Annotated in this window: 11 protein-coding genes and 1 other annotated feature; of the genes, 7 read left to right on the top strand and 4 right to left on the bottom strand. The window is 62.5% G+C overall.

All coding sequences use genetic code 11. The features are described 5' to 3' along the window. The first annotated feature begins 49 nt into the window (after positions 1-49). Positions 50-1840, top strand: a complete 1791-nt coding sequence (locus BM171_RS16560) for a histidine kinase N-terminal 7TM domain-containing protein (RefSeq protein WP_093015064.1) — start codon at positions 50-52, stop codon at positions 1838-1840. Between the two features lie 120 nt (positions 1841-1960). Here BM171_RS16560 and BM171_RS16555 read toward each other — a convergent pair whose 3' ends face one another. Then, the gene (locus BM171_RS16555; protein ID WP_139218729.1) at positions 1961-3259 is read right to left on the bottom strand and encodes an alpha/beta hydrolase family protein; all 1299 of its coding nucleotides are present in this window, start codon (positions 3257-3259) and stop codon (positions 1961-1963) included. Between the two features lie 463 nt (positions 3260-3722). Further along, positions 3723-3782 (top strand) — a sequence feature (sul1 is cis-regulatory element that is thought to sense ions involved in sulfur or methionine metabolism; They are found in Alphaproteobacteria). A gap of 69 nt (positions 3783-3851) precedes the next feature. On the opposite strand from BM171_RS16555, the gene BM171_RS16550 reads away from it, so the two are divergent. From BM171_RS16550 to BM171_RS16525, 6 genes are all read left to right on the top strand, one after another. Further along, positions 3852-5333: a SulP family inorganic anion transporter gene (locus tag BM171_RS16550; RefSeq protein WP_093015063.1), complete on the top strand. Its 1482-nt coding sequence runs from the start codon at positions 3852-3854 to the stop codon at positions 5331-5333. A 13-nt stretch (positions 5334-5346) separates the two neighbouring features. Further along, positions 5347-6198, top strand: coding sequence for a universal stress protein (locus BM171_RS16545; RefSeq protein ID WP_093015061.1), 852 nt, complete (start codon positions 5347-5349; stop codon positions 6196-6198). Between the two features lie 291 nt (positions 6199-6489). Then, positions 6490-7395, top strand: coding sequence for a glycine betaine ABC transporter substrate-binding protein OsmF (gene osmF / locus BM171_RS16540; protein ID WP_093015058.1), 906 nt, complete (start codon positions 6490-6492; stop codon positions 7393-7395). Positions 7396-7400: 5 nt separating this feature from the next. Then, on the top strand, positions 7401-8579 hold the full coding sequence (locus BM171_RS16535) for an ABC transporter permease (protein ID WP_245760309.1): 1179 nt from the start codon (positions 7401-7403) through the stop codon (positions 8577-8579). Further along, positions 8576-9511 (top strand): ABC transporter ATP-binding protein, encoded by a 936-nt coding sequence (locus BM171_RS16530; RefSeq protein ID WP_093015052.1) that lies wholly within the window; start codon positions 8576-8578, stop codon positions 9509-9511. Before BM171_RS16535 ends, BM171_RS16530 begins: the two co-directional genes overlap by 4 nt. Beyond that, positions 9508-10257, top strand: a complete 750-nt coding sequence (locus tag BM171_RS16525; RefSeq protein ID WP_093015049.1) for an ABC transporter permease — start codon at positions 9508-9510, stop codon at positions 10255-10257. Before BM171_RS16530 ends, BM171_RS16525 begins: the two co-directional genes overlap by 4 nt. 1082 nt (positions 10258-11339) lie before the next feature. Here BM171_RS16525 and BM171_RS16520 read toward each other — a convergent pair. The 3 genes from BM171_RS16520 to BM171_RS16510 are packed head-to-tail and all read right to left on the bottom strand — an operon-like array spanning position 11340 to position 13310. Then, positions 11340-11777 carry a type II 3-dehydroquinate dehydratase gene (locus tag BM171_RS16520; protein ID WP_093015047.1) on the bottom strand — a complete coding sequence of 146 codons (438 nt, stop codon included), beginning with the start codon at positions 11775-11777 and terminating at the stop codon, positions 11340-11342. Between the two features lie 16 nt (positions 11778-11793). Next, positions 11794-13089 (bottom strand): TRAP transporter large permease, encoded by a 1296-nt coding sequence (locus tag BM171_RS16515; RefSeq protein WP_093015044.1) that lies wholly within the window; start codon positions 13087-13089, stop codon positions 11794-11796. Further along, complete coding sequence (locus tag BM171_RS16510; RefSeq protein ID WP_093015041.1) at positions 13086-13310, bottom strand: hypothetical protein; 225 nt, start codon at positions 13308-13310, stop codon at positions 13086-13088. Before BM171_RS16510 ends, BM171_RS16515 begins: the two co-directional genes overlap by 4 nt. Positions 13311-13391 lie beyond the last annotated feature (81 nt).

Here is a 13391-nt window from a genome sequence, read left to right as displayed (position 1 = left end):
CCACATCTTGCAGTTATCTTTGAGCCGGACAGGTTACTCAGGCTACGACATGAACTGTGTTCAGGGAGTTCTGGCGGACCCGATTTTCATCGGGAGCGCGGCAGCGAGTGCTATTGCGGCACTTGTCATGATCCTTACCACGCGCTTCCAGGAATTTCCCGGCAAGCGCTTTCTCGCGATTACCTATCTCGGCGTGATCTGTACGCTTCTCTGCGTCGGGCTCGAAGGCGCGTCCACCTCCGCAGAGTGCCAGATGCAATGGGCGATGCTGGCCTGGTTCGGCAATGTGCTGGTCCCGATTGCCTGGTGCTTCTTCGTCTTCGCCTATGTCGAGGCGACAGACTGGACCCGGTCGCGCAAGACGGATCTCGTTCTTGTCGTCGCGCCCTCCCTTGGGCTTCTCCTGGCGATGACGAACCCGTGGCACGGCCTCATCTACACCGACGCATCCGGCATGCAGGCCGAAACCGGCAGGGTCCGGTTCGTGCACGGACCGGCCTTCTACCTCGTTATTGGCAGCGTCTACCTTTTCGTCATGGCGACGCTGTTTTGCATCGTGCGAGCCTTGCGGCGTGCGCGCCGGACCGTTCTGCCGCTGCTCGCCATGCTGAGCGTCATCACGCTCACACCGCTCATTGCGAATGTCGGGTATATCGTCTTCGATCTCACCGTCTTCGGGATGGATCCGACCGCGTTCATGTTCATGATCGGGATCCTCAGCTTTACCGGCATGATCGTGACCGACCGCAAGATGGACATGGCGTCGATCGGACGGTCGCTCCTGTTCGACACGATGAGCGAGCCGGTCGTTCTTTTCGACTCGAACCGGCAGATTGTCCTGTGCAACACAGCGGCGAAGAAGAACGGGCTCTGCACCACGAATGGCTCGCCGCTGCACGATCTGACGACGGGCTTTGGCGATCTGGGGCAAGCGGACGCGGACGGACATATCGAGATCGGCACGCGGATCTACGAGCCCCGGGTTCAGAGCGTGGAGAATCCGCTCAATCCGGGTGGCGCGAAACTGGGGTGGAGCGTGACCTATGTCGACGTCACGGAGCGGGTTGCGACCAACCGCGCCTTGCAGGACGCGCTGGTGGAGGCCGACAAGGCGAACCGCGCGAAGGACGACTTCATCTCCGTCGTCAGCCACGAGTTGCGTACGCCGCTTACCTCCTTGAAAGGCGGTCTTGCCCTGGCTCTCAGCGGCCGGTTGGGGGATCTCAACCCGCAGATAAATTCCGCGCTGTCGATCGCGCATCGCAACGGGATTCGTCTCTCGCGGCTCGTCGACAACATCCTCCTCGCCCAGAAAATCGAACTCGGCGCGGTGTCCCTGAACAGCGAGGAGCTGGATATGGCCCGCCTCTTGGAAGAGAGCATCGAGGAAAACCGCATGTTCGCCGAAGAACGCGGGATCCGGGTCGTCAAGTCCGCGGAGGAGATACCCGGCCTCGTTCGCGGCGATGCTTTCGCGATCCGTCAGATCATCGACAACGTGTTGGCCAACGCGATCAAGTTTTCGGAACGCGACGGCGTCGTCAGCGGAGTGCTGACGCTGGTGCGCGACGAGGGACTGCGCCTGTCGATTACCGATTCCGGGCGCGGGATCCCGCAGGGAATGCAGGATATCGTCTTCGGCCGCTTCCAGCAGGTCGCCGATGACGGGCAGGGGGCGACGCAAGGCTCCGGCCTCGGAATGCACATTGCCCGCAAGCTGGCGCGCCAGATGAACGGTGAACTCTCCTACGAGAGCGTCCCCGGCCAGGGCGCCACGTTCCACCTCGACTTCCCGATCATCGCCGCGGATCTCACTGATGAGCGGCGACTGGCGGGATAGGTTGGCGCGAAGGGGGTGAGTGGCTTTTAGCAATGGCACTCGACCCCGATACCGAAAGGCAAAACGGGCGATGCGTCGAGATCGCCCGTTCTTCATTTTCGGACATGTCTACACGCTCCGTCACTCGGCTGAACGAAACTCCAGTCGCAAGCCCTTCGCCGTACGCTCCGGGAAGCCGGTCCAGTAGGTATGTTCTTCGCTCGGCTCGCCGGCATCGGTCATCGACCAGACGCCGTCTTCGGCGGTTTCGACAAGATCGAAAAAGCGCCCGGCATTTTCTTCGCCCTTGAGGTGCTGATCGAACCATGCCGTTGAGAAGTGTTGCAGCACGTTGTTCATGCGCGTCGTGTCCCACACGGCATCGGCGTAGTGATTGAACGGAGGTCCGCCGAGCGCCTCAGACACCTCCCATGAATTGTCCGGCGCGGGCATCGGGGCGGCTGCATTGTGGTTCGCCCCTGCGAAACTGAGCAGATATCGGTCGGTTCCGGTGGTCTCCTCGAATATTTCGCGGATATGCTCGTAGCCCGATACGTCGTCCTGATCGCCTGCGACCAGCAGCAACGGCTTTTCGAAACCCGCCAAGCCTTCGGCATCCCAGAAGTCGCGGTTGCGTCCCCAGGGACCGATGGCGATCACCGCTTTGACGCGCGGATCGATCAGGCCAGCGTGACTGTCGCTGCCGGCTGCGTGCTGGTCCAGCAGGTCGCGCGGCGCAACATAGGCGGCCGGCTCCTCTCGCGTCACCGCCGTGTCCGAAAGGCCGGCGCCGCCGAAGATCAACGCGCCGTATCCTCCCATAGAGTAGCCGACGAGCCCTGCATTCTCTGCGTCGATGATGGCTCCGATTTCGCCTTCCATCTCGGACAGAGCGTCGAAGAGGAAAGCCTGATCCAATGGCCGGTTGACCAGGGTGGAGGCGAAGAGCGCCATGTCTTGATACGTGCTGTCCGGGTGGTCCGTGGAAACCGCCACGTAGCCCTTCGAGGCAAGGTTCTCGCCGAGGTGGCTCATCAGGAAGCGGTTGCCGGGATATCCGTGTGAGATGAGCACCAGCGGAAACGATCCCGAGGCCGGAGCGGCGTCTCGAGACGCCCGGCCCGACAGGCTCACCGGCGTCTCACCGTCGCGGAGCACGGTTTCGTAGGTCGTGCCTGGCGTGGTGCCTCCGGCAGCCGGATACCAGATCTCCGTGGTCAGGGTCCTGTCCGAGCGCGGCAGCTCGCCTTCCACATCCTGCGCCGTGATCACGGCAGCGCGGCCAACATCGGTAAAACTCCGTGTGACAACGCCGACCGGATGCGTGCCGTAGGCGGAAAGCGCCGGGGCGTCTGGGCGAATCCGGTCGATCGGATTTTCGGCGCCGGCGGGAGACGCGAGTGCTGTCACCGAGGCAAGCGATAGAAGCATGTGTTTCATGGGGGTCCTCCTCTACCGTGCCAGCTTTGCTGGCTCGCTGCTCCGGTTCAACCTTCGGATGTATGCCTGCCCCGAAGTCATGCGATCAGGCCGCGTTCGTCCATGCCCGGCGCGTGCCGCGGCCACGATCTTGCGAGCGAAGCGAGGTGTCACGTATCCCATGCGCGGCAATCTGTGCGGCGTCTTGTGATAAGCGAAGCCGATGCGACCCAGGCGCCTTGATGCGAAAGCGTTCGGAAGACCAACAGAGGTCAGATCGTAGCTTGTTCCTGGCCCGGTTTAGAGGAGCGGCTCGAAATTCGGCCTCTGGCATATCGGTCGCCGAACGCGCATTGCGTGAGCAACCGCCGCATCAATTATGTGCGTCCTCGAGACATTCTGCTTTTTCTGGCGGTCGTCTCGTCTATTGATCTCGTCCCAGCCTTGCGTGTCTCGTCCTGGCGGTCTAAGCGCACGGCAATCATCTGGACCTGGGGTGAAATTCCCCGGGTGGCTCTCCCGGCCGCCGATCCGCCGGGTCAACCAAGACTATTTGAATAGATGACCGGCGCGGCGTCGCCGCCGGGCCGGACCGGAACGGGACATCTCAACCATGACTCTCAACGCATACCGGCGCCAATGGCTCGGTAACGTGCGCGGCGATCTCATCGCAGGCATCGTCGTCGCGCTCGCCCTTATCCCCGAAGCGATCGCCTTCTCGATCATCGCCGGCGTCGACCCCAAAGTGGGGCTCTACGCCTCATTCTCCATTGCCGTCGTCACCGCCATCGCCGGTGGCCGGCCTGGCATGATCTCGGCCGCGACGGCCGCCACTGCCGTTCTCATGGTGACTCTGGTCGCCGATCATGGCCTCCAATACCTGCTTGCAACGACGGTGCTGGCCGGCCTCCTGCAGATCGCAGCCGGTTTCGCGCGGCTAGGGCACCTGATGCGCTTCGTGTCGCGCTCGGTGATGACCGGCTTCGTGAACGCACTCGCTATCCTGATCTTCATGGCGCAGATCCCCGAACTGGTCGGTGTGCCGTTGCTGACCTATCCGCTCGTCGCGGCCGGTCTCGCGATCATCTACCTCTTTCCCTACCTGACCCGCGCCGTGCCGTCGCCACTGGTGACGATCATCGTTCTGAGCGCTCTGGTGATGATCATGGGCTGGGACGTACGGACCGTCGGCGACATGGGCGCGCTGCCGGATACGCTGCCGGTCTTCCTGATCCCGGACATCCCGCTCAATCTCGAGACGCTGACGATCATCTTTCCCTATGCCGCCGCAGTGGCCGTCGTGGGCCTGCTCGAAAGTCTCATGACGGAGAACATCGTCGATGACCTGACCGACACCAAGTCGGACCGGAACCAGGAATGCATCGGGCAGGGGCTTGCCAACACCGCCACCGGGTTCATCGGCGGCATGGCGGGCTGTGCGATGATCGGCCAGTCGATCATCAACGTCAAATCGGGGGGGCGCGGGCGGCTGTCCTGCTTCTCGGCGGGCGTCTTCCTGCTCTTCATGGTGGTCGTGGTGGGCGATCTCGTGGCACAGATCCCGATGGCCGCCCTCGTGGCGATCATGATCATGGTTTCGATCGGCACGTTCTCGTGGTCCTCGATCAAGCAGTTGAAGACGCATCCGCGGTCCTCGTCCATCGTGATGATCGCGACGGTGGCTGTGGTGGTCTATACCCACAACCTCGCCATCGGCGTGCTCGTGGGCGTGCTGCTCTCAGGCCTGTTCTTCGCGGGCAAGATCGCGCAGCTCTTCCGGGTCACCTCGTCCCTCTCGGACGACGGACGCGTGCGTACCTACCATGTCGAAGGACAGCTCTTCTTCGCCTCGGTCGAAGACTTCATGGACGCTTTCGACTTCAAGGAGGCGGCTGACCGCGTGGTGATCGACGTCAGCCGCGCGCATATCTGGGACATCTCTTCGATTGCCGCGCTCGACATGGCCGTGCTCAAGTTCCGCAGGGACGGCTGCGAGGTCGAGATCGTCGGCATGAACGAAGCATCGAAGACCATCGTTGACCGACTGGCCGTCCATGACGAGCCCGGCGCGATGGACAAGCTGATGGCGCATTGAGGGAGGAGACGACATGACCCACAAGATCATCGCTCTGGTGGATGGCTCCGCCTACTCGAAAAGCGTCTGCGACCACGCGGCCTGGATCGCAGGGCGCGGGGCCTATGCCGTCGAGCTGATGCACGTCCTCGGCCGACGCGAGAGCGGCGCGGGATCGGATCGCTCGGGAGCGATTTCACTCGGCGCGCGCAGCTCCCTCCTGGAAGAGCTGTCCGCTCTCGACGAGCAGCGCGCCAAGCTGTCCATCGTGCGCGGGCGCGCCATTCTCGAGGATGCCAAGGCGCTCGTCGATGCGGCGGACGTGAAGACCAGCGAACACCTGCGTCACGGCGACCTGATGGAGGCGATCTCCGAGAAGGAAGGCGATGCGGAGATGCTTCTGATCGGCAAGCGTGGCGAGGCGGCGGATTTTGCCAAGGGGCACCTCGGCTCGAACCTCGAACGCGTCGTCCGCGCGGTGTCGAAGCCCCTTTTCATCGCCTCGCGGGCGTTCCGTCCGATCGGCAAGGTGCTCATCGCGTACGATGGCAGCGCGAGCGCCATGCGCGCGGTGGACTATGTTGCCCGCTCTCCGCTCTATACCGGTCTCAAGATCAAGATCGTCACGATCGGTTCCGCGACCGACGCCGCGAAGAAACGCCTCGAGGATGCGAAAGCGATGCTGTCGGCTGCGGGGCTCGACGCGGAGATCGGAATCCTGCCCGGCCAGCCGGAAGACGCTCTCGGCAAACTCATCGAAGAGGCAGACTTCGATCATCTTGTGATGGGCGCCTCCGGCCACTCCCGGCTCAGATCGCTGTTCGTCGGCTCGACGAGCATGGAGATGATCCGCACGTGCAAGGTGCCGATCCTGCTTGTGCGGTGAAGGGAACGGTGAACGGACGCATGAAGGGCTGAGGTCCATCTTTCATCCAGCCTGCAAAAAACTTGCCGGTCTGCCCGCTTCCTCGAAACAATGACCAGAGGAGGGGGCCAAACCTCACCCGGCTGCAAGAAAGCCCGATCCGCATAACTTTTCGGGACAGATCAGTCGTCTGGAATTCTGTCGACCACGATAGGTGCGGATGAGCTTGGCTGGCAGAGACATTCTTCTACCTTGCCTTGGAAGTGGACGCCGCAGGGCGTGGAATCTCTAACGGCAGAAAGTAGACTCTGGATGAAAAAGCACCTCATTCTCGCCGCCGGCGTGTTCGGCGCATACGCGACCGCAGCACAGGCAGACATCGTCGTGTCTTCCAAGATCGACACCGAGGGCGGCCTATTGGGCAACGTCATCGCACTCGCGCTCGAGGATGCGGGCCTGCCCGTGGAGCAGCGACTGCAACTCGGCGGCACGCAGGTCGTGCGCGAAGCGATCCTTGCAGGACAGATCGACATCTATCCCGAGTACACGGGCAACGCCGCATTTTTCTTCAACGAAGCCGACAGCGATGTCTGGAAAGATCCGCAGGCCGCTCATGACCGCGCGGCGGAGCTGGACGCCGAGGAAAACGATATCGTTTGGCTCGACAGCGCCCCGGCGAACAACACTTGGGCTATCGCCGTCACCGGCCCCGTGGCGGAAGAGAACGACCTGATGACCATGTCCGACTTCGGCGAATGGGTTTCGGAGGGCGAAGACGTCAAACTGGCCGCATCGACGGAATTCGTATCTTCCCCTGCCGTTCTTCCCGCCATGCAGGAGACGTACGGCTTCGAGCTTTCCGAGGACCAGACGGTCATACTTTCGGGAGGCGACACTGCCGCAACGATCCAAGCCGCTGCACGCGGCACCTCCGGCGTCAACGCGGCGATGGTATACGGCACGGATGGCGGGGTCGGCGCAACCGGACTGGTCGTGATGGAAGACGACATGGGCGTGCAACCGGTCTACGAGCCGGCACCGATCGTCCGCGGCGAGGTGCTGGAGGAGTATCCTGCCATTCGGGACGTGCTGAACCCGATCTTCGCCGAACTGGACATGTCGACGCTACAGCAGCTCAATGGCCGGATCCAAGTCGGCGGCGAACCGGCCGAGGCCGTTGCGCGCGATTATCTTACCCAGGTCGGAGTGCTCGACTGAGAGGCGTGGCAGTGGCGATGGCGGGGGCGCGGCACGGCGTCTCGCACCCCGGGGTGCTCTTCGCTGTCCTCGGTTTGGCGGCCCTGCTCGTTCCGTTCATGACGCTCGCCGCCAACCGTATCGTTGCGGCTGAGGGCGTCATGGCGTGGTCTGTCGCTCCCGCCGCGCTCACGATACCTGGCCTTGTGGCGCTTGTGCTGGGACTCGGGCTGGGCTTGCCGGCAGCCCGGCCTCGCCTGCGACTGCTCGGAGCGGTCTTGGGTCTTGGCGGATTGCTTTGGCTGCTGGTGCAAGGCGCGTCGGGGCTTCTCGACGGGGCGGGAGATTACGCTCGGGTCTCCCCCGCATTGGGTGTGTGGTGTCTGCTGACGATCTTCATGCTGTCTATGACCGACGCGCTTGTGCAACTCGCGCCGGGGCCGTTGGCACGCGGCACTTTGCTGGCGGCGGTGCTGGCAGCGCTGGCCGTAATCCTCTGGTCGGGAGCGCTGGCGCCGCTTTCGGTCCTTCAGGAATATGCCAGCCGGAAGGCGGCCTTCGCCGACGCGGCGCTGCGCCATCTGGCGCTTGCCTTCGGCTCCCTTGCAACGGCGGCGCTCATCGGCTTCCCGGTCGGTATCCTGTGCCATCGCAACCGGAGGCTGCGCGGCGCGATCCTGCCGGTCCTCAGCTTTCTTCAGACAATCCCATCTCTGGCGATGTTTGGCCTTATGATCCCCATCCTCGGCTGGATCGGCGACAGCGTCCCTGGCGCGCAGGCTTTCGGCATCGCCGGGATCGGCTTCGCACCTGCTTTCCTCGCGCTGGTGCTCTATTCGCTTCTCCCGGTCGTCGCCAATACCGTCGCCGGCCTTGCCGCCGCCCCGCCGGCGTCAATCGAGGCCGCGCGCGGAATGGGCATGACGTCTGGCCAGCGCCTCTTGCGGGTCGAGCTTCCGATGGGCCTGCCGATCCTGTTGACCGGCCTGCGTATCGTGCTGGTGCAGAACATCGGGCTGGCCGTGATCGCCGGCCTGATCGGCGGAGGCGGCTTTGGCACATTCGTCTTCCAGGGACTGAACCAGACCGCCACCGATCTGATCCTTCTGGGGGCTTTGCCGTCGGTGGCGCTGGCGCTCATATCCGCCATCGTAATGGACATCCTGGTGGAATTGACCCGCCCGCAAGCCGCGAGGGCCGCATGATAGAGATCGATCGCATCACCAAGATCTACAACGGCGTGCCGGCAGTGGATGCTGTCACCATGACTGTCGAGAGCGGCACGATCACCGTCATTGTGGGCACGTCGGGTTCCGGCAAGACCACGCTGCTGCGGATGATCAACCGGCTCGAGGAGCCGACGTCGGGTGAGGTCCGGATCAACGGGGAGTCGACGCTCGAGATCAAGCCGCATCTGCTGCGTCGGCGCATTGGCTATGCCATCCAGGGACACGGCCTGTTCCCCCATCACAACGTGGCGCGCAACATCGGCGCGGTTCCAACGCTTCTGAACTGGCCAAAAGACAAGATCCGCGCGCGCGTCGACGAATTGCTGACGCTGTTCTCGATGGAGCCCGCCGAATTCCGGGACCGCTTTCCCGCAGAACTGTCCGGCGGGCAGCAGCAGCGCGTCGGCGTGGCGCGCGCCTTGGCGTCGCGGCCGGATCTCCTCCTGATGGATGAACCATTCGGCGCGCTGGACCCGATCATCCGGGCCCGAGCGCAGGATGATCTGCGTCGGATTCAACGGGCGCTGGGCTCCACGATCGTGCTGGTGTCGCACGACATGGAAGAGGCCATTCGACTGGGCGACCGGGTCGCTGTGATGGACGGCGGGCAACTGGTGCAGCACGGCACGCCCGCCGACATCATTGCAAACCCGGCGACCCCCTTCGTCGCCGACATGGTCGGGGACATGGAGCGTCCGTTGCGGCTGCTATCGCTGGTGCCGCTGGCGGAGGTTGTCGAGGACGGCGGCGCACCGGGCGCGGCACTTCCGGCCGATGGCAGCCTGCGCGACGCCCTGTCAGCCTGCCTTTGGACCGGACGAACGGCAGTGCCGGTGGAGCGAGAGGGCGCCTTGATCGGACGCGTGACGCTGGAGACCATCCGCGCCCGTGCGGGGCTGCGCGCATGAAGGCCGGCGCGATACTGCGCCCGGCCGTGATCCTGCTTCTGCTGGCGCTGGTCCTGAAGCCGGAATGGTTCACGCCAGTCTTTGCGCCGCTGGCCCCCGAAGGCGCACCGGTGATCTATGCAAGGAGTTCACTGCTGTCACTGTCCCTGAGCCACCTCGGCCTCGTCGCGGCGGCCACGACGGCGGCGACGTTCGTGTCGGTCACGCTGGCGATCCTGGTCACGCGCGAGGCGGGCGCGGCCTTCCGGCCGTTGTCGCGCACGATCACGAACATGGGCCAAACCTTTCCGCCCGTCGCTGTCCTCGCCCTCGCCGTGCCCGCGCTCGGCTTCGGAAACGGGCCGACGCTGGTAGCGTTGTTTCTCTATGGTCTGCTGCCGATCTTCGAGAACTCCGTGACCGGGCTCTCGAACCTGCCGCCGGCAACGATGGAGGCGGCGAGGGGTATCGGTCTCAACCGTTGGCAGCGGCTCATCCAAGTGGAACTGCCCCTGGCTCTGCCGGTGATCCTGACGGGCATCCGCCTGTCGGTCGTGATCTCTCTGGGCACGGCGACAATAGGCTCCACAGTGGCGGCTCGCACGCTGGGCGAGGTGATCATCGCCGGGCTTCTGACCAGCAATACCGCCTATGTGCTTCAGGGCGGACTGATCGTCGGGCTGTTCGCGGTCGCCGTCTACGATGCGCTCATCCAGCTTGAAGCGCGGATCGCTCGTCGCTCCGGAGCCCGGAAGGCGCCTCGATAGGTTCGGAAGACACGCGGGAAAGCCCGTTCAGCATGTCTTAGGGGAAGGGTGGAACGATCACTGCCATGGCCGCAGATGTGGCAGATCATTCGGGTCGACCGGGCTTCCCCCATTTGTGCGGGCATGCTCGAGAACGGCGCTGATAGTGCCGAGCATGGCATTGAACTTGCCGGGCTCCCGGCCGGGATGCGCAAAATTTTCGTCTGTCGTCCCTAGGGACAAAAAAATTGGCGATCGAGATGTGAAAACCTCGGTAGGCGGCGCGGGAAGTAGAACCGTCCTCGGTGAAAGTAAAGGTATGGGCTGGGCATATTGTGCGTCTCTCCATGCGAGACGGATCACCTCGGAGCAGCACGGGTTCTCCCACGGGGTGCGACCCCGTGTGCAACGCCTGTGCAACATTTCCGCTCAAACCGCTTTCCACCATCGGAGCTAAGTTCCGAGAATGTGCGGTTTCAGTGGCTTAGGGAAGTTTTGGCTCCGGCGGTAGAGGCCGGAGTGCACGCCTCAAGTCACTGAGTTTGATGCACTTTTGGAGAGCGACTCCTGTCCGACTCCGCAGTGTGACAAATTATGTGACGTACTCTTCGCCAGCTGGCAAGTGGCTGAATTTGTCCTTGGCTTGAGGCCAAGATTGATCCAGAGGAATGCGGTCAAGGGCACGTGCGCGACGATAGCGCGAAGGCCGCAGATAAGACCGGACACTGGCGCTAAGCGTGAATCTATAACAGCACGCCCGAAAAGCTCCAGATCTACCCCTGGAGATTTCCCGGCGTCTTATGTGTCTGGCGAATGATCAAGGAATTGAGCGAAATTCTCTACGGCCCGGATGCGGGACTTCTGCTCCTTTTAGTCCATCTCTCGGACGCGCATGTCTTCGATCATCTGCGCTCGCGGCGGCCATATTCTCTCTGGGTCATGGGAACTTCCTGTCTCACGATTGAGACATTTAAATTGTCAGGTAGTGAACCACATTGCAAAAAGCATAGCACGGCGATTATTCCCGAACGCCTGCCACGGGTGTCATTGCCTCGCGACCAACTTCACTCGTGGGCCGCTCTTGAAGCTCCAAATCATTCCGCTCAACCGCGCGCCCATTCAGCCAGCTTGCGTAATGCGAACTCGTAGCCACGGATTCCGAACCCCTCGATCTTGGCGGAGGCTGCCTTGGAGGGATAGCTCAGATGCCGGAACTCGTCGCGCCGGAAGAGGGGCGAGATATGCACCTCGATGATGGGTCGGTCGTAGATCAGCAATGCGTCGAGGATCGCGATTGACGTTGAGGTGAACCCGGCCGGATTCAGGATCAAGCCGGATGTCGTGGCGCGTCCTTTCTTAATCCAGCCCATAATCTCTGCCTCGCTATCGCTCTGGCGGAAATCGATCGAGACATTTTCTTCCTCGGCCGTGCGCTGACAGAGCGCCTCGACATCGGCGAGGGTGTCGTATCCGTAAACCTCCGGCTGACGAATGCCGAGCATGTCGAGGTTAGGGCCGTTAATAATCAAGATAGCGTCCATTCGGGTCTCCGAGATTTCATCCACCGTATCCGTAGAGACGCGGCAGCCAGAGCACGACATCCGGCAAGAAGGTGATCATGCCCAGTCCAACGATCATGATCGCGAGGAACGGCAAGAGGTGACGGATCGTGTCCCGGATGGGCGAGCGGGTGATCGATGTTACCACGAACAGCAGAAGCCCGTAGGGCGGTGTCGCGAGGCCGATCATCGTATTGACCACCACAAGGACGCCGAAATGCACCGGGTCTACTCCGAGCGCCACGGCGGTGGGCAAGAAAATCGGGACGATCACGAGAAGGATCGCGTTCGCCTCGAGAAGGCAGCCAAGCAGAAGCAGGATCACGTTGACGAGCAGCAGGAATGTGATGCGCGTCAGTTCGGTATCGCCGAGGACATCGCGGATCACGTTTGGCACCTGCTCGATCGTTACCACGTAGTTGAAGGCGAGGGCCCCTGCGATCAGGAAACCGACGGCAGCTGTTGATTTGGCCGAGCTACGAACCGTCTCGTAGGCCATTCGCAAGCTGACCGACCGGTAGAACAGCATCGAGACAAGAAAGGCGTATAACGCGGCCAGGGCCGCCGCTTCCGTCGGTGTCGTGACACCGCCATAAATGCCGACCAGCAGGATGACGGGCATCAGAAGGGCAGGGACTGCGCGTAGCGTGATTCCGGGTAATTCTCGCAGCGGCACCGGCTCTTCCACCGGGTAGCCGTGGATGCGAGCCTGCCAGGCATTCATCGCCATCAGGAGAATCCCGAGGATCACCCCCGGGGCCACTCCACCGAGAAACAGGTATCCGATCGAGGTGTCCGAAACGAGCGCGTATAGGACCATCGGAATCGACGGCGGGATGATCGGCCCGATGATCGCAGAGGCGGCAGTGATCGCGCCGGCATAGGCGCCGGGATATTTGCCGTCCTTCGTCATCAAGTTGATGATGATCCGACCCATGCCGACCGCATCCGCGATGGCCGAGCCGGACATGCCCGAAAAGATCAGCGAGGAGACAACGTTCACATGCCCGAGCCCGCCGCGGAAGCGTCCGACAAGTGCGCGGCAGAAATCCAAGAGCTTGTCCGACAGGGAGCCCACATTCATCAGATCGGCCGCGAAGATGAAGAGCGGGATCGCCAGAAGCACATAGGAGCCGTAGAGGCCGGTCAGCATCTGCTCGAAGGCGATGGACATGTCCTGACCCTGCAAAAGCAGGTAGAACACCGAGGAGGCCAACATCGCATGACCGATAGGCAGCCCGATCAGTGCGGAGATGACGATCATTCCGACCGCCACGCCGAATTCCCAACTCATTCCTTGAAATCCTTGCGTACGAGGTCGTCGTCAGCACCGAGGCCGGTATTCGTACCGCGAGCGGCTCCCCAGAAAATCCAGAGATATCGCAGGATCGTCGCGATCGAGAAGATGACCGCCACCGAATAGACCCAGCTGAAGGGGATATCGAGATAGGACGTCTCCTGGATCTTCATGAAGGTCACGAAGTCCCAGAGCGCGGGCAGCTGGTCTGCCCCCACCGAGTGGTCCAGTTAGTTTGTTAGTGCATGGTCGGCCTCTGGTCTATCGGCACGATGCTCTCTGGCGCTGGTGGACGGTAT

It is taken from the genome of Roseivivax halotolerans, from assembly GCF_900115815.1.
GTDB lineage: Bacteria > Pseudomonadota > Alphaproteobacteria > Rhodobacterales > Rhodobacteraceae > Roseivivax > Roseivivax halotolerans.
The sequence above is the reverse complement of the archived record's forward strand: the minus strand, read 5'-3'. Positions and strand labels throughout refer to the sequence as shown.